The following is a 26,448-nucleotide window of genomic DNA, read 5'->3' on the forward strand; positions in this document are numbered from 1 at the left end:
TTTATCAAACAAGGTAATAAACATCATAATAATAAATTTTAAAAGCAGCGTTCCTTTACAAATGGACATTTCTATTGTAAGGGTTATGGATATGGTACGTTTGCCCGTTATAAAACACGGGAGCCACCAGCATTTACTTCTTTCCAGATGATTCCTGTCAGACAAGGTTCCAGCGTATCGTGCATTTCATGAAAGGATTAACCGGTGTTAGGTTAGCATCGGGATAGTTATTAGTTTTCGGATTGCAGGCTTGTATGATTAGGCACGGTAGCCATGGTAGCATCCTGTTGGTAAATAAAATCAAGCAGCAGCTCTAACTCACGATCTGCGGCATCCCACCATTTAGTAGACCATATCCTGTAGAAAATAAATCCGTAACGTTCCAGCTGTTCCTGCCGGAAGCCATCCCAGGCATAGGCTTCCGGGCTGTTATGGTATTTAGCGCCGTCACATTCCAACGCAATGAGTGGTATTTGGCTGCCCTTCCGCTTTATGACCATATCGATCCTGAAGCCACCTACGGAATGCTGCTGTACTATACGGTCTGCGCCAATGTGCTGTGCGAGCCGTTCGTAGACTTCGTCTTCAAAAGGAGATTCAGAACCTAGGCTGATTTCTGTGGTATCGTAATGTTTGTCGGAACAGTATTGTCTCAATAACTGAAGGATGCCCTGGCGCAGTTCTTCGTTTCTTTCGCTTACCGCTTTTGCGTAGGTAAGATAGGCATACATAATGCCCCTGCCTTTATTCCCCTTTTGCTGGATAAGCTGCGGGTACAGGCTTACATACTCCTGCGGGAAGGAAGTACACAGATATACCTTAGACCGCGCACGGGTAATGATAACATTAAGCATTCTATGCCCTTTGCCTTGTATGATGGGACCAAAGCTCTGGCTGAACGATCCATTGGCTTTTCTGCCAAATGTAGTAGACAGAATGATGATATCCCGCTCATCGCCCTGAATGTTTTCCAGGTTTTTTACAAAGAAAGAATCTTCAGCCTTAGCCATCAGGCTGTCGAACGTCGGATCCACCTGACGTTCGTAGCTCAATTCTTCCAGGATCAAGTTGCGCTGGTAGATATTGAAGGTGGCTACACCTACACTGGGTATTTCACCCTTGGCATCCTTCATGATTTGCTGCAATAATGCCACTACTCTCCGCGCTTCCTGTTTATTGACCTGCCCTTCATACAGGCCATCCACCTGCAGGTATTCTATGGGTATGTAGTCTTCTTTGGCAGGAACAGGCATGAGCCTGTTGCCGTAGAAAGCGTGATTGGAGAAATCAATCAAGTAAGGATGCTGGGATCGGTAATGCACTTTCAGGTAAGATTCTATAAACCCTTTGTCCACAGCATAAGCCAGTAAGGACTCACTGTCTGCGAGATTAAGATGGGTCGCCTGCAAAGCACTCCGTTCCGCTGACGCTTCTTCGTCAGAATCTTCACTCTCCTCATCAACAGGATCTAACAAAGCGCCGCTTCCTTCAAAATAAGAGGATGGTGCCATCTGGTGTTTGTCGCCGGAAACAATTTTTGCTTTTCCCCTGATCAGTGCCGCATAAGTATCTTCCAGGCGTAGCTGGCTGGCTTCATCAAAGATTACCAGGTCGAAAATGCCTTCCTCTAACGGTAAAATAGAACTGCAAACGGAAGGGTTTAGCAATAATACAGGGAAGAAATCGGTGAATAGCTCAAACGCTCTTTTCACAATTGTGCGTAAGGAATTCCGCCGCATTCCCTTGGTCCCTTTCTTATTAAAAAGGCTGTTCACAGCCTGTCCTTTTGCTTTGAAGTCTCGCACACTGGCAGCCTGCCGCTCCGTCCACCGGGCGATGATGCTATTCAGCTGAGCGGATTTAAATGCTTCTTTTCGCTGCTTGTATTGCTGCAGTTCATAATCATCTTTAGGCAGGTGTGGCGGCTCGTTCAGTGAAAGTATCCAAAATAGATACCAGCATTCAAAAGCTGCTGCCCATTCACCTTCAATGTGTGAGCTTATGATGGTAAGAAGTGCTTGCTGTGACTTATCCAAGCCCAGGAAGAATGACTTCCATTCATGATACACCCTGAAATCATTCAGGTGCTCATGGAATACAGTCGCTGTGCCTTTTATCTTATCACATACACCGAGTGCTGCCTGAAGGCTGGAATACGGTGCAAATAAGCCATTCGTTATTGTACCGGCACGCCTGTTACTTTCTATATCCTTGAAAGTATCTGCCAGCTTTTGATAGGATTTGGATCTGTTGTCCCACTGACCGCGGAAGGTATTGAAATGCTTGCGCTGATCATTTAACTTTTCTACCAGGTAGGGTACGGCTATAATCAGTGCGTTAATGTCAGGGACAGGTGTAACGGGTACTACGCCATAGTCAGTAATTATTGTTTGCTTCAGGCTGTGAAATTGCTGTAGCAAAGGGTTGACCTCTGCTTTCAGTGAATCTAAATCGGCATGAAAGTGATGTTCATTGATGTTGGAAAGAAAATTGCTTATTGTCTCAGGGTATGCTTTAGCCCAGCTTTCTGTTTTAAGGTGCAGTTCTTTAACATTGACGAGGTAGGTATTCAGATCGGTTGTTTCTGTGTGGTCGTTATACTGATGCTCGATATAGCTTCGCTGAAGATGTGCTGCTCTTACCTGTGTGATGCGGCTCCTTAATTCGAGGCGATTTTGTTTGATCTGCTTGTACTTTCCGGAGAATATGCTCAATAAGCTTGTCTTGAACTTTGCGCCTCGGCTGTTATCTAGCAGGCTGTTGCCGTATCGTGCAATAGTGTCGTCGGCGTAGGCAAGGTAGATGGACAGGGCTTTGCTCAAATCGCTGTAGTAGCTGTTGTAGTGATGCTGCAAGGCATCATCATATTGCTGTCTCATCTTTTGTGCTTTGAAAAGCAATGTTTGCAAGGCTGTAACTAATTGCTCTATTTTCTGTTCCTGGATGAATGAGTTGGGCAGTGGATCAGCATTGAGCCGATCGCCGATGCAGAATGCCAGGTGTAAATTTAGTTCCTGCCGTATCACATCCGGCATTCCATTCAGGAACACATCCGCCCATTGCTTACCGGATACCTGAAGCGCTTGAATATTCGTTTCTAGTGCAGGTATTTGTTGCAATGCATAGGCGCTAAAATCTTCGATTTTTACCCGCGCTGTTCCCACGGCCTGATCTGCAAAAAGGTCATCTGTTAGTGACTGGAAAACACTGTGAACATTATTTGATTGGTTGAATAAGTTATTTCCGCGCTTTAGCAGGGTAAGTATTGCGTCAAGTTCCGACTCATCTTCAGCAAAACGAAAATCACGGGTTGCCAAGACATTCTTCAGCGGCAGCTCAGGGTATTTCTTTTTTAGCGCCAGATACCGGCCTACTATCTGCGACCACATCTTGTCGCCATAGATGGTTTTCGCTAATGCCTTGTGCTGGGTGTTGATTGCTGTTGCTGATTCTTTTAACTGGGACTTGAGAGTATCATACTGGTTTTGCGCCTGCCGTAGGGAAATAGAAAAGGGTATCCCATTCTGCCGATCTCTTACAGAGTCAATAATAGCCTCGCGATCGTCATTCACATCGTCAATAACACCTACCAACGCTCCCATCTCTGTATTGGCCCGTTCAATATTAGTTTTAATGACGTCCAGCGCTGTTTTTTTCTCGCAAACGACAAGGCATTTCAATCCATTGGCAAGCGCATTGGTGATGAGTGCTGTCAACGATTGGCTTTTACCGGTTCCTGGTGGGCCCTGAATTATCTGGTTGGCATCCATACCCAGGGTACTAATTATCGCCTGTTGGCTTGGGTCGGTAGGAACGGCGCTAAAAGGCGTGGTAGAAAGATTCTCAACTTTGAGGTCGTCAAACTCAAATTCATCAAAGCGGTCGAGCAATTTAGTTATATCTGTGATAATACTTTCTTTTTGCGTCCTGAACAGTCCAAAAACACCACCAAAATGGATATAGGCTGTATTGTTGGCAATCGCATCTATTTGTGCTGCATCAGGCAAAACGTTTACAGGTATTTCAAAGTTTCTGTTGAGCGTCTTCAGGATATCCTCTTTACTGTTGGCATTAAGTGATTGCAGTACTTCTGCACAAGCATCCACAAGTTCCTTCCTGTCAATGAGCGCATCTTCTAATGCTTCATTGGTGAGATGGGGCAGAGTGATATTGTCCTCGCCTTTAATGAAGGAAAGCAACACTTCATTGATACTTACGGAATGAATATCTGCGTCTGCTATTTTCCCATTGGGCTGAATAAGCTTATTCCTTAAAAAGGACCATTCATTTACTTTATTTTTTGATTTGACCGCTTCTAACGGCCAGATAAACAGCGGCGCCTTAATGATCTTTGCCGGGTCTTTTGAAGATCTTTTGATAAGCACGGGGTAGCCAAATCCCAGTGTCTTTATACCATGCTCTTTGTAGTAATCTTCATTCTCAATGATGATCGTGTTCAGCCGCTTTGCAATAACTCCTAGCTTCTTTTGCGTTTCTGCATTTGTTTTATTCAAGTCTATCTTATCAAATGATACCTTGAACTCAAAGTTTGATTTGCTTAATAAGGTGCCTAAAAAACTATGAGCAAGCCCCTCTTCAATAACATCAAATTGCTTTAAATCGAACCGGGTCGCTAATCTTCCCGGTAAGGCATTCAAGTGAATTGATCTTATATTCCCTCCCTTCAATTTACTTTGCAAACTTTGGAGAAAAACTTTTGAGGGCATAAAAAATATTTTAATAAGATATAATTTATAAATATATAATTATATTGCTTTTATAGATATATAAAGGTCTACAAAGCGGATATCCTCATGGAAAGCCGTTGCGCCAATACATTCCACACCGCCCATGATGGCGCAGTTCTACGGACTGATCTACATCGGCGGTATCAGTGTGCTGTGCTTGCAGGTGGCCCATGCACACGATGGGGTGGTCGGCCTGTTTCTTAGCACTGGCACAATTCTAAGCCTCGGCATAAAAGGCGGCAACGCCTGCTGCATAAGGGTTCTCGGCTTCAGCAATATTGTGGTAGTCACGCATGCGTAAAAAGGGAACAGTTAGGCACAAGGCTTTGGTTGTCCCATCCTTATCTTTCAGCGGGATGATGAGCTTTTCATAATCAATGCTGCCATCATCTTTCTTCTCAACAAGACCAATGACATGTATGTTAGATGCTTCCAGCAGCGGCTTTGGAGATTCCAACCGTGCCGCCGAATCGTGATTACCCGCAGTGATAATTATTTGCAGATCGGGGTTGACCGTCTCCGCCTGTTTCAGAAACCTGTAAAACATTTTGACACATACTACTGAAGGATTGGACAGATTGAATATATCGCCGCTGATGAGTAAAACGGCTATTTTCTCTGCTATAAGGGTTTCATGCAACCAGCTCAAAAATGACTGATGCTCATAGGTTCGGTCATATTCATGGAAAAGCTGGCCAATGTGCCAGTCAGCAGTATGGAGTAACTTCATTTTTGGGATTATAGGTTTCTAAAATTACATTTTCTTTATTAATATCTTATTTTTCTCTTCTATCTTACCAGAGACTGTAAAGAAGAATAGGTGTATGAAGTATATAGCATAAATCTTAGACCCCAATAATAAGCCTGGCATACTTGTCTGGAGACTATTATATTGCTATCATGCTTTAATGATTACCAATGCTGATCTCTCCTTTTTTTGTTTTGGATTTATAGCCCATTTTTTAGCGCCAATAGGGTATTTTAGGGAATTCAAAGTGTAGGAGATGAAGGATATGCAAACAACAAAAAAGCGTCAAACCCTTATTGATAAAGAATTTGACGCTTTTAACTTTCGTGGAGGATAGCGGGTTCGAACCGCTGACCTCTTGCATGCCATGCAAGCGCTCTACCAACTGAGCTAATCCCCCATTATTTAGGCGATGGGAGTGCAAATTTATAGCTTTAATTGAAATAACAAATTTTTTCTTCCCCTTTCCCTAATAAATGCCTCGCAATGATTTGCAAGGCCGTTTAAATACCACAATATGAACCCTTGAGGGTTCTTCTAACAAAAACAGTTATCTCAATAAGATTAAATTTATCTTTATTTGGCGTAAGGAGAAATATGCTATCCCCCGTTTTGCATGGATCATGCCACACAGGTTTTGCATTGTTTATCAGTGTTTTACCTTAAAAATCCTCTTGCCTTCCGTCCATATCCGGACTATTTCTTGTCCGTTTTCAATACAATTCAGTCAAAGGCATGTCCAGAACCTGATATCCCATACCAGCGCGCCCTTTCCATTTTTTTAATTCACAAAAAAGAATACCTTTGCAATCCTTCAAACCAATAGAAGGAAATTATTTATGCGGATGTGGTGAAATTGGTAGACACGCCAGACTTAGGATCTGGTGCCTCACGGTATGTAGGTTCGAGTCCTATCATCCGCACTAGAGGGGATTGTAAGATCCCCTCTTTTTTTTACAGGTATAATTATCCCAGTTAACCTATTATGAAATACCCCTAGATTAATCCATGAAGCAGCGTGTACAGCTATCTTGATCTTGTTTTACTATTATTTCCGCTGTATAAGCACCATCTCGTTAACTGCTGAGGCACTTTCCAGGCAATCCTAAAGCATACATTCCATCCAGGTCTTTTGAAAACTGAAAATTTTATAATGTCCCTATTTATAATGATACGGGCTGTAACGGCAATTAGTTGATAACCCATAGTGCTGCCCTAAATCACTAACAAATATTAGCCAAGCAAAACTTCCCAACGCTCTATTTATCACCTATAAATATGCCACCCACTGGTACGGGCATTTCCCCATGCCGAATTACCTATCAGCCAATCCATTGATTTTGTAGGGGGAAAACTTACCTTCGCGGTTCAGAATAAAACAAATTTTACACATAACTATTTTAATTAATTTTTAAACTGCTAAGAATAAATTTAAAATAACAGCTCTATCTTGATCCCGTCACCACCTTTACCGCCTGCCAGGACTTTGAGCACAAATACAGGTGAAACAACCCTCACCATCCAGCCTCCAGGTCAGGTATTTGCAGGCCATTAAGGCACGGGCTTACCGAGTAACTAGCCATGGCTGTCAATCTTTCGTGCTTTTGTGACCTTCTGGCAGCAAAACAAATTAAGGAATCATTATTGCTTCATCTACAACACTTATATTTTAATTAATTATGGCAACCGTAACCAGAGAGAATATTGGTTTATTGAATGATAAGATCACTGTTAAAGTGAATCAGGAAGATTACCTTCCAAATTTTGACAAGGCCGTAAAACAATTCAGCAAAACCGCCAACATACCCGGCTTTCGCAAAGGCATGGTACCCGCTGGCATGGTAAAGAAGATGCACGGCCAGGCCATCTTCACAGATGAGGTGATCAAAGCTGTAGAAGCCAAATTGGGTAACTACATGCAGGAAGAAAAACTGGATATCTTTGGCCAGCCCATTCCGCTGGAAAGAACTGCCAATGACTTCGATTTTAATACTCCGTCAGAATATTCATTTAACTTCGAAATCGGCCTGAAACCCGCCATCGAAGTAACTCCGCTGGAAAACGGCAAGACCAATCTTACCCGCTATAAAATCAAGGTGAGTGATAAAATGGTGGATGAGGAAGTAGAACGCATGCAACTGAAAGGTGGCAATATCACCGATGGCGACACCATTACCGATGGCGAAAATGTAGTAAATGTAACCTTCGAAGAAACGGATGCTAATGGCAACGTAATTGAAGGTGGTATCAAAAAAGACAATTCACTCCTTGTAAAATATTTCTCCCCCGCCATTGTTGAAAAGTTGAAAGGCAAGAAAACCGGCGACAGTATAGTATTTCAACTCGAAAGCTCTTTTGATGCAGAACGCCTGGCCTATATTCTGAAAGACCTGGGCCTCGACGCAGATGATGCAGCAGCTGCTAAGAAATATTTCAAACTAGACATCACCAAAGTACAGGTGATTGAAAAGAAAGAACTGAACGAAGCATTTTTCAAAGAAGTATATCCAAACGACAATCTCGTAACCGTAGAAGATTTCCGCAACAAACTGAAATCGGAAATTGAAACCTACTGGGCACAGGAGAGCCGTAATACTTTGCACAATGAACTGTTCGAGATACTGGTGCATGAAACGCCCATTGATCTGCCTAAAGCATTCCTGAAACGCTGGTTACAGGTAGGGGGCGAAAAGCCAAAGACCGCCGACGAAGCTGAAAGGGAGTACCCTAACTTCGACCACCAGCTCCGCTGGACCCTGATTAGCGATAAACTGATCCGCGATAATAACATGGAAGTTTCTTTCGAAGAACTGAAAGAAGCCGCCAAAACTAAATTGCTGGGCCATTTCGGTGGTGCAGCCGTAGCCGGCGCCGAGTGGCTGGACAGCTACCTGGACAACCTGCTACGCGACGAAAAATTCGTTGACCAGACTTACCGGGAGATGATCACACAAAAGTTGTTCGACTACGCAGAAACTAAGGTGAATATTAAAGAAGAGGAAATTTCAGCAGAAGAATTTGTTAAATTGCCAAATAAACATCATCACCATCATGAACATTAATAACGAATTTAGAAAATACGCCATACAGCACCGAGGCATGTCAAGCCTGGTGGTAGACAGCTACACCAAGCACCAGATCAACTCATTGACGCCCTACATTATTGAAGAGCGCCCCATGCAGATCGCCCAGCTAGACGTATTCTCCCGACTGATGATGGACCGCATCATCTTTATGGGAGACCCGGTAACAGATTATGTTGCCAACATTATTACTGCCCAGCTCCTGTTTTTGGAATCTGTAGATCGCGCCCGCGATATCCAGATGTATATTAACAGCCCCGGTGGTAGCGTGTATGCAGGCCTTGGTATTTACGACACCATGCAACTGGTAGCGCCAGATGTAGCCACCATTTGTACCGGTATGGCCGCCTCCTTCGGCGCTGTACTCCTGGTGGCAGGTGCCAAAGGAAAACGTACGGCACTGAAACACGCCCGCGTTATGATACACCAGCCCCATGGTGGTGCGGAAGGTCAGACCTCCGATATCGAGATCACGGCGCGTGAATTTATCAAGCTGAAGAAAGAACTGAACGAGATCATCGCCACCCACGCCGGCCAGCCCGTGAAGAAAGTGGAAAAAGACGCAGACCGCGACTACTGGATGACCGCCGATGAAGCCAAGGAATATGGCATACTCGACGATGTACTGGACAAGAACCCCCGTAAAAAGACGGATGCTCCCCAGCAATAAATAATTGAAAAATAGCTGACGGTCCCGCCCTCCCCGGCGGGACCGTTTTCTTTGATGGGTTACGCGGATTTTTCCCGTAAATTTGTGAGCTGGCAGCCTCCTAACCGGACGCTACCATGCTCATAATCCAAATACCCGCTAAAAATCACTGATGAAAGAATCGAAAATACACTGTTCCTTTTGCAGACGTAGTAAAGACGATGTACAGATACTCATCGCCGGCGCTGAAGGACACATTTGCGAAAACTGCGTAACAAACGCACAGGAGATCATTGAGCAGGAACTTTTTCAGAATGCCAATAAGAAAAAAGAAGGGCCGTTCCATTTCGTACCTAAAGTGTCTAAACCCCGGGAAATCAAAACTTTCCTGGATGAATACGTGATCGGACAGGATGATGCCAAGAAGATCCTGGCAGTAGCGGTATACAACCACTACAAACGCCTCAACCAGCAAGTGGAAGAAGACGAGGTGGAAATTGAAAAATCCAATATCATTATGGTGGGCGAAACCGGTACGGGCAAAACCCTGCTGGCCAAATCGATCGCTAAACTGCTCAACGTTCCCTTTGCCATTGTAGACGCCACCGTATTCACCGAAGCCGGTTATGTGGGCGAAGATGTGGAAAGCATCCTTACCCGCCTGCTGCAAGTATGCAACTACGACGTGGAAGCCGCAGAACGTGGTATCGTATACATCGACGAGATTGATAAGATTGCCCGCAAAAGTGACAATCCCTCCATTACCCGCGATGTAAGCGGCGAGGGCGTACAACAGGGCCTCCTGAAACTGCTGGAAGGCACCGAAGTGCTGGTTCCACCGCAAGGTGGTCGAAAACACCCTGAACAGAAACTTATTAAGATCAATACTTCTAATATCCTCTTCATTTGCGGTGGCGCATTCGATGGCCTGGATAGGATCATTAGCCGCCGTGTGCAAACCCACTCCATTGGGTTTAATGTGAACAAGGAGAAAGAAGAAGAAAATAAAAAACAGATACTCCGTTATGTAAATGCGCAGGATCTGAAATCTTTTGGGCTTATCCCCGAATTGCTGGGCCGCCTGCCCGTAGTGACTTACCTGAACTCACTGGATGCAGACGCGCTGAAGGCCATCCTTACCCGCCCCCGCAACGCCCTGGTAAAACAATACCAGAAGCTGTTCAAGGCGGAAGGCATTGCTCTCACCATTGCCGACGACGCGATCGAATATATCGTGGAAAAAGCGATGGAATACAAACTGGGTGCCCGTGGCCTCCGCTCTATCTGCGAAATCGTAATGAGCGATGCCATGTTTGAACTGCCCTCCACCAACGAAACCGTTTTCCACTTAGACAAGGCGTATGCCCAACAAAAATTGGAAAATAGTACGCTGGTTAAACTGAAAGTAGCTTAATTGCTCACCTTATAAAAATAAAGCTATGCAAGAGCTGATCGACAAAATCAAGGCGGAAGCCGGTATTACCGAAGAGCAGGCCCACAAAGCACTCGGCACGGTAAAAGAGTATGTAAAAAGCAAATTGCCCGCTGGCATTGCCGGAACTGTAGAATCCTGGTTCTCCAACTTCGGTCAGAAGGTGGCAGAGAAAAAAGACGATGCCGCTGATTACCTGGAACAAGCTAAAGATAAAGCAGAAGACTGGGCACATGATCTGAAAGACAAGGTGTCTGGCCTGTTTAACAACGGCGAAGAAGAAAAGAAATAACGCGATAAAATTGCAATTAAAAGCGGGTGCGTAAGCATCCGCTTTTTTTTTGCGCCAACCGGCCATTTACAATTGCCTCCATGCAAAAAACCTTCCTATAAATAAAAAGACCGGACCATGAAGTCCAGCCTTTCTGTATTCTCAATAATGTGGGGTCTGTTACAGGTTCAAAACATTCTAAATAAAAAGCATCCATCGTAGTCTGGATGCTTTTTCTTGGAGGGTAGAAATGTTTCGATCTTTTTCTGATTAAGAAGGTTGATAAATTGGTAAGAATGAATTAACCCAAATTTAACGTTCCTTTCTGACATTTATATAACACGAAAGGGTTAAACGAAAATATTTTATTTCTAACCATTGACCCAATTCATTAAATAATATATTAATCGATGAATTTTTCTTGCACAAATCATTGCATTTAGCCTGCTTTATTAAATATTATAATTTGTAAGCTGTTTATTTGGAATTGTTATAAAATATACAGCTTACTTTAATTATCATGTGCTCACAAAGAAAAATGCATATTTCTATTTTAATGATGTGACCTGCGAAACAATGGGCCATTATTATCGCAGGGCTTCTCTGGCAATCACGATCTTTTGAATTTCTGATGTTCCCTCTCCGATAGTACACAACTTGGCATCGCGATAAAATTTTTCAACCGGAAAATCTTTTGTGTAACCATATCCCCCAAACACCTGCACGGCTTCATTAGCCACTTTTACGGCTACTTCAGAGGCATAATATTTGGCCATAGCCGCTTCCTTGGTCATTTTTTCGCCCCGCGATTTCATGTCTGCCGCCTGCATGGTGAGCAGTGTTGCTGCTTCTATCTGAATGGCCATGTCGGCCAGCTTAAAGGCAATACCTTGGAAACGGCTGATCGGCTGATCGAACTGCTGTCTTTCCTTGGAATATTGCAAGGCAGCATCATAGGCGCCTTTGGCAATGCCCAACGAAAGGGCAGCAATTGAAATGCGGCCACCATCCAGCACCTTCATAGACTGGATAAAGCCTTCCCCTTCTTTACCCAATATATTCTCTGCCGGGATACGGCAGTTGTCGAAAATCATTTCGGCGGTTTCGGAAGCCCGCATACCTAGTTTGTTTTCTTTCTTACCCCCGGAAAATCCTGGTGTACCCCGCTCTACAATAAAGGCCGTCATGCCGTGACTGTCGCGCACTTCGCCGGTGCGGGCAATGACAACGGCCACGTCTCCGCTTTTGCCATGTGTGATCCAGCACTTGCCCCCATTAATCACCCATTCATCGCCGTCTTTGCGGGCCACGCACTTCATGTTCATGGCATCGCTACCCGTGTTGGGTTCTGTGAGGCCCCAGGCCCCTATCCACTCACCGCTGGCCAGCTTTGGCAGGTATTTTTGTTTTTGGGCTTCCTGGCCAAATTGCAGGATATGGCCCGTGCACAGCGAGTTGTGAGCTGCCACGCTCAGACCAATGCCACCACAAAAACGGGCTATTTCACTGATCACGGTTACATATTCCGGGTATCCCAGGCCACTGCCCCCGTATTCCGCAGGCACCAGTACCCCCATTAGCCCCAGCTGCCCCAGTTGTTTAAAAAGTGCGGTGGGAAAGATTTGGTTTTCGTCCCATTCCAGGACATAGGGCTGGATGTGCGCTTTGCCGAAGTCGCGGATCATTTGCGTGATCTGTTGCTGCATTTCTGAGCGCTCGAAGTTCATAATCGTGGATTTTATGGTTTTGGTGTAATGGTCAGGTAATTGGCTATTTTCTGGTATACGCTATCATTGATTACCACCAGTTGCCGCAGATCGGCTGTCTGTGCAAAAGGCCCGTGGCTATTACGATACCGGATAATTAATTTAGCTAAACTGAAGCGGATATAAGGATGTGCGGCTAAAGTTTTTTCATCTGCCTGGTTCAGGTCTATCTTTTTTAAAGAAGTTTCATGTAATTGCAGGAATGGTTGGATTTTATTGAACGTACTATCGGGCAATCCGTAGGTTTCCGCCACCTGGTTCACCGTGTAAAAACCGCCCAACCGCTCCCGGAAACGCACAATGCGCCCTGCAAAGGATGGCCCTATGCCGGGTAGCTGCATCCAGGCCAGGCTATCGGCGGCATTAATATCGGTAAGTGCAAAGGCCTTGCGTTTGTAAACAAAGGCGCTATCGTGCGGAAAAGGCTGCGGCGCAAATGCCCGCGCGTCCCGGCGTTCAGCGCGTGATGCAAAACTAACGGTATCGGATATACGTACATAAGGCAGCAAGGCCTCACATTGGGCTGGAGAAAGGCCGTAAATTTTTGCCAGGTCTTCCCGGTGCCGGAAGTGCCCCCCTTTTTCGCGGTAATGCAGGATGGTATGGGCGGTTTTTTCGCGCACGCCCAGCGACAGCCAACCCTCCAGTGGCAGCGTATTAGGATCGAAGTAGAAAAGGGTGGGTAATGGGGGCGGGCTACCCTGGTTGGTAGCAGGAGAGGAAATGGCTGCCGCCGTATTTGTAAAAACAGTTTCCGCCACGATGTCTGGCGCTGCCGGTGCAGGCAGTAAGTGAGGCAGCACGCAGCAGCACACGATGATACCCAATAATAAATAAATACCCTGGCGCTCCCGTTGGGAAAAATCCAGGTAATGCTTTATAAATTGCTTCCACATGGATGATGGGGTTTTAAATCAGGAGCAATTATATTGTAAGTAAAAAAAATGATCCCGTTGTATGCCGGAAGAATTATAATTCAAAAGAAAAACCGTCATACGCCAGTGCCACGCCCGCTGGCAGCTCCGGGGATACTTCGGCGTGCCGGCCCAGCTGGTGGCTGATATGGGTGAGGTATAATTGTGGCACCTCCAGCTCCTTACCTAGTGCAATGGCTTCCTGCAACGTAAAGTGGGAAATATGTTTTTCCCGGCGCAGCGCATTCAGCACCAGCACTTTCGAACCCCTGATTTTATCCTTTTCTGCCGGCTGAATAAAATTGGCGTCGGTGATATAGGTGAAATCGTGAAAACGAAAGCCCAGCACCGGCATTTTGTAATGCATAACCTGAATGGGGATAATGGGTAGGCCATTGATCACAAAAGGAACCTCCCCAATGGTGCGCAGGTGTATTTCCGGGATGCCCGGATATTTTTGCTCGGCAAATGCATAGGCAAATTCGCGCATGATCACTTCCTGCGAAAATGTAGATGCATATACGTCGATGGGCGTTTGCTGGAAATAATTAAAGGCGCGGATATCGTCCATGCCGGCAATGTGGTCTTTGTGAGAATGGGTAATCAGTACGGCATCCAGGTGTTTTACGTTGGCACGTAGCATCTGGTAACGGAAGTCCGGCGTAGTGTCTACCACGATAGCGCCCGCTTCTGATTCCAGCAGGATGCTGCTGCGGAGACGGTTGTCTTTCGCATCGGGCGAAGTACATACATGGCAGTTGCAAGCGATAACGGGCACACCCTGCGAAGTACCCGTTCCAAGAAAGGTTACTTTCACAGCGGGTCAGATGAGGTAGGGTGACTAGAGGAGTTGTTCGTGGATCCAGGCGTTTCATCCGATTCAGCATCGGGTGTTGCCGCATGATCGCTGGCACCGGGTGTGGCTTGCGCTGTGCCGGCATCTTCGTTGGTAACTGCACCAGTTTCCGAAGTGGCATTGACTTCTGGCGCAGCTTCATCGGAGGCGGCTTCCAGTGAAGCAGTATTTGCAGTCCCGTTTTTGTCTTTTTTCCCACTGCCTTTAGTAGACGATGGGGCGGGTATTTCTCCCCTGGCCGCCGCCTCGGCATCCGCCAGTAACTGGGCCTTACTTTCCACTACCTGGTAGTACAGCTTTAGCGATTCGCTGGTAAGCATACTTTCATCCAGGGTAATAGTGGGCAGGATATCGAGCAGGCTGTTAATGCGGCCTTCCAGGTTCAGGAATTTATTGATCACCACCACCCGCTTATGCTCCAGGATGCAGTAGCCGGAGTTGAAAGTGCCTTTTTCAAACCGCAATACGTATTTGGCCTCCTCAAATATTTTTTCCAGTTTAGCCAGGCTGGCGGGTGTTGTTTTGATGTTCATGCCTACAAATTTAACAAAAACCGCTATTTAGACACCATGCGGATTACGGGTACTATCATTTCCTCCATGCTTACCCCTCCATGCTGAAAAGTATTGCGGTAATAGTTTGCGAAATAATTAAAGTTGTTCGGGTAGCACAGGTAATTATCTCCTTTAGCAAAAATATAAGATGAGTTCACATTAGGCCGGGGCAGGCCCGCTTCTCGCGGATCGCGGAAAGCCAGCACCTCTTTAGGCTCGTAGTTCAGGTTGCGTCCATGTTTATAGCGCAGGTTTGTAGTAGTCTGTTTATCTCCAATCACCTTTACCGCGTTTTTAACCCGTACGCTGCCGTGGTCGGTGGCAATGATAAGGTTAATCTTCTTATCCGCCAGTTTTTTCAGGGCCTGGTGCAAAGGCGAATGTTCGAACCAACTGGCGGTGATGGAGCGGTACGATACTTCGTCGCCAGCCAGTTCTTTCAACACTTCCATTTCCGTGCGGGCGTGACTGAGCATGTCTACAAAATTATATACAATCAGGTTCAGCGGATATTCCAGCATATTATGAATATTATTCACCATATGCTGACCGTCGTTATGGTTAGTGATTTTGGTATAAGAAAACCGGATGTCTTTTTTCAAATGCTTCAGCTGCTGGGCAAAAAACAGGTCTTCAAACAGGTTTTTGCCGCCATCCTCATCGTCGTTTCGCCACTGCTCAGGGAAACGGGCTTCGATGTCTACCGGCAACTGGCCGGCAAAGATGGCATTCCGTGCATATTGGGTACTGGTAGGCAGTATGCTATAGAATGTGTCTTCCTCTACAATGCGGAAAGACTCCATAAAAATGGGCTGTATGGCCTTCCATTGATCATAGCGCAGGTTATCGATCAGTATAAAAAAATTGGGTATGTTGGGGTCCAGGTAGGGCAATACCTTTTCCCGGAAAAGGGTATGCGACATAATTGGGGCATCCTTTGTTTTGGGTGTCATCCAATCTGCGTAGTGGCGGCCAATGAACTTTACAAATTCTGAATTGGCTTCCTGTTTCTGGGATTGCAGTATTTCCAGCATCTCCGGGCTGTTAGACTTACCCATTTCCATTTCCCAGTACACCAGTTTTTTATAGATATCCATCCATTGGTTATGGTCGGGATTATCATTGAGGGCCATGAAGAGGGAGCGGAATTCCTGCTGGTAGGCGGTGGTGGTTTTTTCGGCTACCAGGCGTTTATTGTCGATGATCTTTTTGAGGGAAAGGAGTACCTGATTAGGGTTCACCGGTTTAATGAGGTAGTCGCTGATCTGGGAGCCAATGGCTTCGTCCATCACGTTTTCTTCCTCGTTTTTGGTGATCATTACAATGGGAATTTGCTGATCTATTTCCTTGATGCGGGCCACCGTTTCCAAACCGGTAATGCCGGGCATACTTTCATCGAGCAGCACTACGTCTACCGTATTTTCCCGGAGGAAGTCAAGGGCATCGTAGCCATTGGTAAGGGCAGACACCTTATACCCTTTTGCTTCCAGGAACATGATCTGGGATTTCAAAGATTCTATCTCATCATCCACCCAAAGTATATTAATTTGATTCATGTATAGTTTTTAACAGCCGTCCAGGCCGTAGTAATATAGCTATTGTTTATACCCGTTTCTAATTTGAACCTTTGCCGGGAAATACCGTCTTTGCTACAATTTAGCGCGTATTTGGTCAAAAATCATTCCCCTACCCTGGCAAAGCCAACAATTATTTGTTAAAAGCGTTAAAAACTATGGATCTTTAACGTATCATTAAAACTTATCATATACTTTCGCTATGAATATTTTATAAATAAATACAAACTACTGACGCAAAAAATAATAAAGAATTAATAACTACAGTAGTTTTGCACTGGCCTAAAGCGAATTTCAATGACCGACAGCAAGCGCAAAATCGTGAATGATCCGGTGTATGGCTTCATCACTATTGATCATCCGCTCATTTTTGCCGTGATCTCTCATCCCTATTACCAACGATTGCGCCGCATCCAGCAGATGGCGCTGGCCAATCTGGTATATCCAGGGGCCATGCACACCCGATTTCACCATAGCCTGGGCGCTTATCACCTGATGAGTTGTGCGCTCGCGGAATTGAAAAGCAAGGGCATTGAGATCACCCCGGAGGAGGAAATTGGCGCAAAATTGGCCATTCTTTTACATGACATAGGCCATGGGCCTTATTCCCACGCGCTGGAAAGCAGCATTGTGGAAGGCGTATCGCACGAGCAGCTTTCTCAGTGGCTCATGGAATCGCTGAATCAGGAGCTGGATGGCGCCTTGTCGCTGTCTATCGATATTTTTAATAACCGGTATCATAAAAAGTTCTTGCACCAGCTGGTGAGCAGCCAGTTAGATGTAGATAGAATGGACTACCTGAACCGCGACAGTTTTTATACTGGCGTAGCGGAAGGTGTTATCGCCCACGATCGCATCCTGAAAATGCTAACCGTACACCAGGGCGAACTCATGGTAGAAGAAAAAGGAATTTATTCCATAGAGAAATTTATCGTGGCCCGCCGGCTCATGTATTGGCAGGTATACTTGCATAAAACAGTGCTCAGCGCCGAAAACATGCTGGTTAAAATTTTACAGCGGGCTAAGCAACTGGCCCATGCAGGGGAAACAATGTTCTGCTCGCCAGCTCTTCATTTTTTCTTGTATCAACATATAAAAGGCCGGGACTTTGAAGATAATCCGGAATGCCTGTTTCAGTTTTGCCTTTTAGACGATTATGATATTATGGGGGCCGTAAAGGTTTGGGCCCATCATCCGGACCGTATTTTAAGCTTACTCTGCACCTGGCTTACCAACCGTCACCTTTTTAAAGTGGTACTCAGCAGTGAACCTTTTGACCAGCAGGTTACAACCGTACTCAATGAAGAAATACAAGCCCAGTTGAGCATTGCAGCCGAAGACCTGCATTATTTTGTATTCACCGGTACGGCTAGCCTGCGCGCTTACAATGTGAGCAATGAACGCATCAATATTCTTTTTAAGGATGGTACGGTAAAAGACATTTCGTCTATCGATAATGCATTAGTCAGTCATACGCTGGCTATACCAGTAAAAAAATTCTACATTTGTCATCCAAAAATCCAGGTTACCGACATTTACAGGGATTAACATATGCGAACGTGTGATATCTGTGCTTCCGAAGAAAACTGGATCGGTCACTTTTCAAAATTAATTTATGCAGTTTAGCGCATTACAACTGGCCTCCCTGCTGGGTGGCAAAATAGAGGGGAACCCCGATATACATGTTAATAATATAGCCAAAATAGAGGAAGCGGGCGAAGGGAAACTGAGCTTTATAGCCAATCCCAAGTATGAAGAGTTCATTTATACCACCCAGGCTTCTATTTTAATTATCAATGAGAGCCTGGTGCTGGAGAAACCGGTATCGCCCACCCTTATCCGGGTAAAAGACGCGTACAGCAGTTTTGCCCTGCTACTGGAAAAGTTTAAACAATTGACCAGCAATAAAGTGGGCATCCAGCAGCCTTCCTACATTCCGTCCTCCGTAAAAATGGGTGAAAATGTGTTTGTGGGCGCTTTTGCCTACCTTGGCGAGAATGTAGTATTGGGCAATAATGTGAAAATCTACCCGAATGTATACCTGGGTGACAATGTAACCGTGGCCGACGATTCCATCTTATATCCTGGTGTGCGGGTGTATGATAACTGCATGATAGGTGCCCGCGTGATGCTGCACGCCGGTTGCGTGATCGGGGGCGACGGCTTTGGCTTTGCTCCCCAGCCAGATGGCAGTTATAAAAAAGTGCCCCAGATTGGCAATGTGGTGGTACACGACGATGTAGAAATAGGGGCCAATACCACCATAGACCGGGCTACCATGGGCAGCACCGTGATCCGTAAAGGGGTGAAGCTGGATAATCTTATCCAGGTGGCACATAATGTAGACATTGGCAACAATACCGTCATCGCTGGCCAAACCGGTATTTCCGGTAGCACCAAAATCGGGGCTAATTGTGTGATCGGCGGCCAGGTGGGCATTGTAGGACACATCCATCTGGCCGATGGCACTAAAATCAATGCGCAAAGCGGCCTTTCTAAATCCGTGAGCGAAACAAATATGGCCCTAAATGGCTCCCCGGCTTTCGATTATAAAAGTTCACTGAAAAGTCAGGCAATTTTTAGAAATTTGCCCGAACTTGAAAAACGCGTAAAAGAATTAGAAGACATGGTAAAACAAATGCTGTCGGAGAAAGCAGGCATTTGAGCATTAAAAACACGGGCGCCTTCTGTATATGAACCTACTCATTGCCTCGACCTACACTTTAAACTGTAATACCTTTAGTTGATTATGATGGAAAATACACAGCGGCAAAACCAGCATACGCTGAACGAGCCTATTTCTTTTTCGGGTGTTGGATTGCATTCAGGAAAACAGGTAAATATTACATTAAAGCCTGCCATTCCTGGTTTCGGCATCCGTTTCCAACGGGTAGACCTGCCGGACCAACCTACTGTAAAGGCGGATGTGGATTTTGTAGTGGATACATCCCGCAATACTACGCTGGAGCATAACGGTGCCCGCGTAAGCACCATAGAACACCTGATGGCTGCCCTCGTAGGAACAGGTGTAGATAATGCGCTCATTGAAATAGACGGCCCTGAAGTACCTATCATGGACGGCAGCGCCCTGCCATTTGTAAAAGTTATCCAGCAAGTAGGAACGCAGGACCAGGACGCCAAAAAAATTTACTATTCTATAGACCAGAATATTACTTATTACGACGAAGAGAAAAAAGTGGAAATGGTAGCCATGCCTTCTGTAGACTACCGTGTAACCGCCCTCATCGACTTTAACTCACCCGTGCTGGGTACCCAGCACGCCAACCTGAAAGGGTTACAGGAATTTATCCAACAAATTGCGCCTTGCCGCACCTTTGTGTTCCTGCACGAGCTGGAATACCTGCTAAAAAACAACCTGATAAAAGGTGGCGACATTAACAACGCCATTGTGGTGGTAGACCGCAAAATGACGGAAGCCGAACTGGCCCCACTGGCAAAGGCGTTTAACCGTACGGAAATTGCTGTGCAGAGCGAGGGCATTCTTAACAATGTGGAGCTGCGCTTTCCCAATGAACCGGCCCGCCACAAACTGCTGGACGTGATTGGCGACCTGGCACTGATAGGCTTTCCGATCAATGCCCACATTATCGCCAACCGCCCGGGACACGCTTCCAATGTGGAATTTGCCCGCAAGATCAAGGCTTATATCAAGAAAAATAAACACGCACAAAATATCCCGATTTATAATCCTAACCTCCCTCCTATTTTCGACCTTCGCCGGATAGAGCGTACCTTGCCGCATCGGTACCCGATGCTGCTGGTGGATAAGATCATTGAACTGAGCGACAGCCAGGTAATAGGAATTAAAAACGTAACCTTCAACGAGCAATTTTTCCAGGGTCATTTCCCGGGTAATCCTGTAATGCCAGGTGTATTACAGATAGAAGCGCTGGCACAGTGCGGGGGCATCCTGGCGCTGAACACCCTGCCCGATCCGGAAGCCTATAGCACGTATTTCCTGAAGATCGACAATTGCAAGTTCAAACAGCGCGTAGTACCGGGCGATACCATGGTGCTGAAAATGGAACTGCTAAATCCCATTAGAAGAGGCATCGTGGAAATGCGCGGAACAGTATTTATAGGCAACAAAGTAGCTACCGAAGCAGACTTAGTGGCACAAATTGTAAAAGAAGGTAAAACACAGCAATGATTCATCCGCTCACTTACATTCATCCGGACGCCAAGGTAGCGCCTAATGTAAAGATTGATCCTTTCACCGTGATTCATAAAAACGTGGAGATCGGGGACGGCACCTGGGTTGGTTCCAACGTGACGATCATGGAAGGCGCCCGTATCGGGAAAAACTGCCGCATTTTTCCCGGCGCCGTCATTTCCGCTATTCCACAAGATCTCAAGTTTGACGGGGAAGAAAGCACCGTAGAAATTGGCGACAATACTACTATCCGCGAATTTGTGACCGTAAACCGGGGCACCAAAGCATTAGGTAAAACGGTGATCGGCAAAAACTGCCTGATCCAGGCCTATTGCCACATTGCACACGATTGCCAGGTGGGGGATTATTGTATCTTTTCTAATAGCACTACGTTGGCAGGCCACATTACGGTAGGCGATTACGTAGTATTGGCTGGCCTCGTGGCGGTTCACCAATTCGTAAAGATTGGTTCCCATTCTTTCGTATCCGGCGGTTCGCTGGTACGCAAAGATGTGCCGCCTTATGTAAAGGCAGCCCGCGAACCCCTATCATATGTAGGGGTGAATTCTATCGGGCTTAAACGGCGTGGATTTTCTATTGATAAGATTAATCACATCCTGGATATATACCGCGTTGTTTTCGTAAAAGGATACAGCGTTTCCAAGGCAGTGCGCATTATCGAAGCCGAGTTCCCGGCCACCGACGAGCGCGACGAAATTCTTTCCTTTATCCGTGATTCGCCCCGTGGCATCATGAAAGGTTATACTTCCCGCAATAATGACGATATCTCTTAACCAGGCCGGCAAGCGCTATAATTATGACTGGATATTCCGTAGGCTTTCCTACACTTTCCAGTCAGGTGGGCGCTATGCCATCCTGGGGCCTAACGGCTCAGGAAAATCTACTTTATTACAGGTTATCAGCGGACACCAGCAGCAGAATGAAGGCAGCATTTCCTATCACCTGCAAACAGTGCCGGTGTCTGCCGATACTTTTTACAGGTATTGCAGCATCGCCGCTCCCTACCTGGAGCTGATCGAAGAAATGACCCTTTGGGAAGCACTGCACTTCCACCTCCAGTTTAAACCATTTATTCCCGGTATAACCCCCGAGAAAGCCATCGCCGCCATTGGCCTGGAGAAAGCCCGGGACAAGCAAATCCGTCATTTTTCCAGTGGCATGCGCCAGCGTGTAAAACTAGCCCTGGCCATCTTCTCCGATAACCCCGTACTACTACTGGACGAGCCTTGCACTAACCTGGACATAAGCGGAATCCAGCTGTACCAATCCCTGATAGTCACCTACGCCATGCATAAAACACTCATCGTAAGCTCCAACGACGAACAGGAATATTTTATGTGCGACCAGCATATTGCCATCCTTGATTATAAATGAAATGGTATCAGGAAGCAGTACCTGCGAAGCGTTTTAGCCGAAATGGATGTAACTTGTTGCTGATACTTTTATGCATAGTTCATCATACATAGTTCATAATACAACCTTATGCAAATTACTGCGCCTAAAAAAGTGCTGAACGGATGGGCCATGTACGACTGGGCTAATTCCGTGTTTAACCTGGTGATTACCACCACCTTTTTCCCTATTTATTTTACCAAGGCTACGCCTGCAGACATTACCCTCTTTGGTACCCGCTTTCATAACAGTGTATTGTATGATTACACAGCCGCCCTGGCCTTCCTGATCGTGGCGGCCCTTTCACCCATCCTCTCTTCTATTGCGGATACAAGGGGTAATAAGAAAAAATTTTTACGCTTTTTTACACTACTGGGCAGTATTTTCTGTAGCGCTTTATATTTTTTCAAAAGCAGCGTCTTCGGATCGGGGGAAAGTATGGCGGTATATGGATTGGGCTGTTTCCTGCTGTCTACCATCGGTTATTGCGGCGGGCTGGTATTCTATAATTCTTACCTGCCAGAGATTGCTGCGCCGGAAGACCGGGACCGGGTAAGTGCTAAAGGGTTTTCTATGGGCTACATTGGCTCCGTGCTGCTTCAGCTCATTGGCTTTGCCCTGGTAGTGCTGCATGCCCAACTGGGCCTGGATGAAGTACAGCCCCTGCTCATTACTTTTTTGCTGGTGGGTGTATGGTGGTTTGGCTTTGCACAAATTACCTTCTCTGTACTGCCAGCCTCCAAAGCCGCCGCGCACGTACACAAAGGCAATGTGTGGAAAGACGGATTTACCGAATTGAAAAAAGTAGGACAGCAGGTAAAATACCTGCCCGTATTAAAACGCTTCCTCAGCGGATTTTTCTTTTACAGTATGGGCGTACAAACGGTGATGCTGGCCGCCACATTCTTTGGCGATCAGGTATTGCACCTGAGTGCTACAAAACTCATTGTAACGGTTGTAATTATTCAGTTGGTAGCCATTCTCGGCGCCTGGATCATGTCTGTCCTATCCGGAAAAATTGGTAACCTCCGGGTGATTATTATCGTAGTGCTGATTTGGATTGGCATTTGTATTGCAGGTTATTATATGCAAACAGCAACAGATTTTTACATCCTCGCTTCCGTAGTGGGGTTGGTAATGGGAGGAATACAATCACTGAGCCGTTCTACTTATTCCAAACTAATGCCGGAAACCGAAGACACTGCCTCTTTCTTCAGCTTTTATGATGTAACAGAAAAACTCTCTATCGTGATCGGCATGTTTTCCTTTGGCTTCATTCACCAGCTCACACATTCCATGCGCTTTTCCGTGCTGGCCCTGGCGGTATTTTTTATCATTGGCCTGGCCTGTACCATCTTTGCATTGCAGAAACAAAAACAGCTCGCAGCATGAAACTATACAGCATAGAAACCGGCTTTTTTAAACTCGACGGCGGCGCCATGTTTGGTGTGGTACCCAAAAGTATTTGGCACAAACTGAACCCGGCCGATGAAAATAATATGTGTTCCTGGGCCATGCGCTGCCTGCTCATTGAAGATGGCCAGCGCCTTATATTGGTAGATACCGGCATTGGCAACAAACAGGACGCAAAATTCTTTAGTCACTACTTCCTGCATGGCGATGCCACCTTAGATAAATCTCTTGCCCAACATGGCTTTCACCGGGACGATATTACCGATGTATTTCTCACCCACCTGCATTTCGACCATTGCGGAGGTGCCATCATCCGACAGGGCGAAAAACTGGTGCCTGCTTTTAAAAATGCCACCTATTGGAGCAATGTTTCGCACTGGGAATGGGCTACACAACCCAATGAAAGGGAGAAAGCATCTTTCCTGAAAGAAAACATTTTACCCATTCACGAAAGCGGCCAGTTGCAATTCATCGAGGGGTATGATGGCGTAGCTTTCACGGATCATTTTCACATCCGTTTTGTAAACGGGCATACCGATAGTATGATGCTGCCCCAACTGCGGTACAAGGAACACACCATTTTGTACATGGCAGACCTGCTGCCCAGCACTGCGCACTTGCCCATACCTTACGTGATGTCGTATGATATGTTTCCGCTGACAACCCTCACCGAAAAAAAGGCATTCTTACAGGAGGCGCTGAACAAACCTTACATTTTATTTTTTGAACATGATCCGGTAAATGAATGCGCCACATTGCAACTTACCGACAAGGGCATCCGGGTAAAGGATGTGTTTAAGTTGTCGGAGTTATAAAAGCTGGCTTACATTTGCAGTATATTGCTGATTATAAACTATGCATCTAACAACTGATAATAAATTGCGAAAACTGATCGTAGTAGGCGATCGGGTGCTGATACGGCTGTCTAAAGACAATGAACGCACCGATAGTGGATTATACCTGCCACCGGGCGTAGGGGAAAAAGAAAAAGTACAGCAGGGCTATGTGCTAAAAGCCGGTCCTGGTTACGCCTTGCCGGTTCCCCCGCCTGAAGAAGAATCCTGGAAACCGGAGGAGGAGAAAATAAAATACATTCCCCTCCAGGCCAAAGAGGGCGATCTGGCCATTTTCCTGGCCAGTGGCGCCACAGAGGTGGTATACCACGGCGATAAATATTTTATCGTACCACAGCAAGCCATTTTACTGCTCGAAAGAGAGGAAGAATTGTAACAGCTGTATGCAGGCGCCCATTAAGTGCCGTGAATAATAAAATTGGTATTTTACAGCTATCTTTTACACCACAAATTCTTACCGCATGGCCGATACTGCTGCATTTTCCGCCGCCATTAACGCTGGCTACACTTTTAAAGGCGATTCCATCAAACTGGGTGCCGCCATGCTCAATGGCGAAGTGATACCAAACGCCTACGTGAACCTGCCCCTGCAAACACTGAACCGGCACGGACTCATTGCCGGCGCTACAGGCACAGGCAAAACAAAGACCCTGCAAGTAATTGCTGAAGGCCTGAGCGATGCCAGTGTACCAGTATTGCTGATGGACATAAAGGGAGACCTCAGCGGCTTGGCTGCCGCCGGCACGGTGACTGATAATATTACGCACCGCTACCAGCTCATTGGCGGCCAATACCAACCCACTGCTTACCCGGTGGAACTGCTCTCCCTGAGCCAGCAGCCAGGCGTACACCTTCGCGCCACCACCAGCGAATTTGGACCCATCCTGCTGTCCAAAATACTGGAACTGAACGATACCCAGGCCGGCCTGGTAGCCGTGATCTTCAAATATTGCGACGATAACAAGATGCCGCTGCTGGACTTGAAAGATTTTAAAAAGGTATTGCAGTACATCAGTAATGAAGGCAAAGACAGCATCGAAAAAGATTATGGTAAAATCAGCACTGCCACCACCGGCACTGTTCTCCGCAAAGTAATTGCCCTCGAACAGCAGGGCGCGGGGCATTTCTTTGGCGAAAAATCGTTTGAGGTAGACGACCTGCTGCGCATTGGCGATGATGGACGCGGCATACTGTCCATACTGCGTGTAAACGATATACAGGACAAACCCCAACTGTTCAGCACCTTCATGTTAAGCCTGCTGGCAGAACTGTATGCTACCCTGCCCGAAGCCGGTGATCTGGATCGTCCTAAACTGGTGATGTTCATCGATGAGGCCCACCTGATTTTCCAGGAAGCCAGCGATGCGCTGTTGCAGCAAATAGAGACTATCATTAAACTGATCCGCTCCAAGGGCGTAGGTATTTTCTTCTGCACGCAAAATCCGATGGACGTGCCACCTGCCGTACTAGGGCAATTGGGCCTTAAAGTGCAGCACGCACTGCGCGCTTTCACGGCCAACGATCGCAAGTCTATAAAACAAACGGCGGAAAACTACCCGCTGAGTGAGTTTTACAAAACGGAAGACCTGCTTACCCAGATTGGCATTGGCGAAGCGCTGGTAACCTGCCTCAATGAAAAAGGCACGCCCACCCCGCTGGCCGCCACCATGCTGGTATCTCCCCGCTCCCGGATGGACATCCTGAGCGATGCGGAGATTACGGCGCTGGTGAATAAGTCTGCCCTGGTTAAAAAATACAACCAGGATATCGATAGTGAAAGCGCTTACGAGATATTGACCGCCAAGCTGGAAGCCGCTGCCACAGCCCCTCCTTCCACCCCTGCCGGGAAAGCAGAAAAACCGCAGCCCAGCGTGCTGGAACAGGTATTGAACAGTTCTGCCGCCAAACAAGTGGAAAGAACGGCAGCGTCCATGATTACCCGTAGCTTGCTGGGTGCGTTAGGACTTGGCGGAAAGAAAACCAAGAGTTGGTTTTAAAA

20 protein-coding genes and 2 tRNA genes are annotated in these 26,448 nt (G+C 46.3%); 14 read left to right on the plus strand and 8 right to left on the minus strand.

Annotated elements, in window-relative coordinates; all coding sequences use genetic code 11:
• Positions 1-230 precede the first annotated feature (230 nt).
• The 3 genes from GA0116948_RS14970 to GA0116948_RS14980 form a co-directional block, all read right to left on the minus strand.
• Positions 231-4,727 (minus strand): AAA domain-containing protein, encoded by a 4,497-nt coding sequence (locus GA0116948_RS14970; protein ID WP_089713668.1) that lies wholly within the window; start codon positions 4,725-4,727, stop codon positions 231-233.
• Between the two features lie 238 nt (positions 4,728-4,965).
• Positions 4,966-5,478, minus strand: a complete 513-nt coding sequence (locus GA0116948_RS14975; protein WP_205686149.1) for a metallophosphoesterase family protein — start codon at positions 5,476-5,478, stop codon at positions 4,966-4,968.
• Between the two features lie 345 nt (positions 5,479-5,823).
• Positions 5,824-5,896, minus strand: a tRNA-Ala gene (locus GA0116948_RS14980).
• A 441-nt stretch (positions 5,897-6,337) separates the two neighbouring features.
• Between GA0116948_RS14980 and GA0116948_RS14985 the strand changes: the two genes are divergently transcribed.
• The 5 genes from GA0116948_RS14985 to GA0116948_RS15005 all read left to right on the plus strand — a co-directional run bounded on the left by GA0116948_RS14985 (position 6,338) and on the right by GA0116948_RS15005 (position 10,952).
• Positions 6,338-6,419, plus strand: a tRNA-Leu gene (locus tag GA0116948_RS14985).
• A gap of 756 nt (positions 6,420-7,175) precedes the next feature.
• The gene (gene tig / locus GA0116948_RS14990) at positions 7,176-8,558 is read left to right on the plus strand and encodes a trigger factor (RefSeq protein ID WP_089713670.1); all 1,383 of its coding nucleotides are present in this window, start codon (positions 7,176-7,178) and stop codon (positions 8,556-8,558) included.
• A complete protein-coding gene (gene clpP / locus GA0116948_RS14995; protein ID WP_089713673.1) occupies positions 8,548-9,249 on the plus strand; it encodes an ATP-dependent Clp endopeptidase proteolytic subunit ClpP in 702 nt (233 codons plus the stop codon). Before tig ends, clpP begins: the two co-directional genes overlap by 11 nt.
• A gap of 151 nt (positions 9,250-9,400) precedes the next feature.
• On the plus strand, positions 9,401-10,642 hold the full coding sequence (clpX, locus tag GA0116948_RS15000; protein WP_089713675.1) for an ATP-dependent Clp protease ATP-binding subunit ClpX: 1,242 nt from the start codon (positions 9,401-9,403) through the stop codon (positions 10,640-10,642).
• Between the two features lie 25 nt (positions 10,643-10,667).
• On the plus strand, positions 10,668-10,952 hold the full coding sequence (locus GA0116948_RS15005; protein WP_089713676.1) for a hypothetical protein: 285 nt from the start codon (positions 10,668-10,670) through the stop codon (positions 10,950-10,952).
• Positions 10,953-11,518: 566 nt separating this feature from the next.
• On the opposite strand, the gene GA0116948_RS15010 is transcribed toward GA0116948_RS15005, so the two are convergent.
• From GA0116948_RS15010 to porX, 5 genes are all read right to left on the minus strand, one after another.
• Positions 11,519-12,658 (minus strand): acyl-CoA dehydrogenase family protein, encoded by a 1,140-nt coding sequence (locus GA0116948_RS15010; protein ID WP_089713678.1) that lies wholly within the window; start codon positions 12,656-12,658, stop codon positions 11,519-11,521.
• 11 nt (positions 12,659-12,669) lie between these two features.
• On the minus strand, positions 12,670-13,593 hold the full coding sequence (locus GA0116948_RS15015) for a ComEA family DNA-binding protein (RefSeq protein ID WP_089713680.1): 924 nt from the start codon (positions 13,591-13,593) through the stop codon (positions 12,670-12,672).
• A 73-nt stretch (positions 13,594-13,666) separates the two neighbouring features.
• Positions 13,667-14,428 carry an MBL fold metallo-hydrolase gene (locus tag GA0116948_RS15020; RefSeq protein WP_089713681.1) on the minus strand — a complete coding sequence of 254 codons (762 nt, stop codon included), beginning with the start codon at positions 14,426-14,428 and terminating at the stop codon, positions 13,667-13,669.
• The gene (locus GA0116948_RS21500; RefSeq protein WP_205686148.1) at positions 14,425-15,000 is read right to left on the minus strand and encodes a hypothetical protein; all 576 of its coding nucleotides are present in this window, start codon (positions 14,998-15,000) and stop codon (positions 14,425-14,427) included. The genes GA0116948_RS15020 and GA0116948_RS21500 overlap by 4 nt, the downstream gene beginning before the upstream one ends.
• Before the next feature lie 23 nt (positions 15,001-15,023).
• Positions 15,024-16,577, minus strand: coding sequence for a T9SS response regulator signal transducer PorX (gene porX, locus GA0116948_RS15030; RefSeq protein ID WP_089713683.1), 1,554 nt, complete (start codon positions 16,575-16,577; stop codon positions 15,024-15,026).
• Positions 16,578-16,892: 315 nt separating this feature from the next.
• Between porX and GA0116948_RS15035 the strand changes: the two genes are divergently transcribed.
• From GA0116948_RS15035 to GA0116948_RS15075, 9 genes are all read left to right on the plus strand, one after another.
• Positions 16,893-18,143: an HD domain-containing protein gene (locus GA0116948_RS15035; protein ID WP_089713685.1), complete on the plus strand. Its 1,251-nt coding sequence runs from the start codon at positions 16,893-16,895 to the stop codon at positions 18,141-18,143.
• 67 nt (positions 18,144-18,210) lie between these two features.
• The gene (gene lpxD, locus GA0116948_RS15040; RefSeq protein WP_089713686.1) at positions 18,211-19,260 is read left to right on the plus strand and encodes a UDP-3-O-(3-hydroxymyristoyl)glucosamine N-acyltransferase; all 1,050 of its coding nucleotides are present in this window, start codon (positions 18,211-18,213) and stop codon (positions 19,258-19,260) included.
• Positions 19,261-19,344: 84 nt separating this feature from the next.
• Positions 19,345-20,766, plus strand: a complete 1,422-nt coding sequence (locus tag GA0116948_RS15045) for a bifunctional UDP-3-O-[3-hydroxymyristoyl] N-acetylglucosamine deacetylase/3-hydroxyacyl-ACP dehydratase (RefSeq protein ID WP_240619212.1) — start codon at positions 19,345-19,347, stop codon at positions 20,764-20,766.
• Entirely contained in the window at positions 20,763-21,563 is an 801-nt protein-coding gene (lpxA, locus tag GA0116948_RS15050) for an acyl-ACP--UDP-N-acetylglucosamine O-acyltransferase (RefSeq protein ID WP_089713688.1), read from the plus strand. The genes GA0116948_RS15045 and lpxA overlap by 4 nt, the downstream gene beginning before the upstream one ends.
• Entirely contained in the window at positions 21,547-22,164 is a 618-nt protein-coding gene (locus GA0116948_RS15055; protein WP_089713690.1) for an ABC transporter ATP-binding protein, read from the plus strand. The genes lpxA and GA0116948_RS15055 overlap by 17 nt, the downstream gene beginning before the upstream one ends.
• Before the next feature lie 108 nt (positions 22,165-22,272).
• Positions 22,273-23,574, plus strand: coding sequence for an MFS transporter (locus GA0116948_RS15060; RefSeq protein WP_089713692.1), 1,302 nt, complete (start codon positions 22,273-22,275; stop codon positions 23,572-23,574).
• Positions 23,571-24,410: an MBL fold metallo-hydrolase gene (locus GA0116948_RS15065; protein ID WP_089713694.1), complete on the plus strand. Its 840-nt coding sequence runs from the start codon at positions 23,571-23,573 to the stop codon at positions 24,408-24,410. Before GA0116948_RS15060 ends, GA0116948_RS15065 begins: the two co-directional genes overlap by 4 nt.
• Positions 24,411-24,450: 40 nt before the next feature.
• Positions 24,451-24,825 carry a co-chaperone GroES gene (locus GA0116948_RS15070; RefSeq protein ID WP_089713696.1) on the plus strand — a complete coding sequence of 125 codons (375 nt, stop codon included), beginning with the start codon at positions 24,451-24,453 and terminating at the stop codon, positions 24,823-24,825.
• 85 nt (positions 24,826-24,910) lie between these two features.
• Complete coding sequence (locus GA0116948_RS15075) at positions 24,911-26,446, plus strand: helicase HerA-like domain-containing protein (RefSeq protein ID WP_089713698.1); 1,536 nt, start codon at positions 24,911-24,913, stop codon at positions 26,444-26,446.
• Positions 26,447-26,448 lie beyond the last annotated feature (2 nt).

It is taken from the genome of Chitinophaga costaii (genome assembly GCF_900094705.1).
GTDB classification, from domain to species: Bacteria; Bacteroidota; Bacteroidia; order Chitinophagales; family Chitinophagaceae; genus Chitinophaga; species Chitinophaga costaii.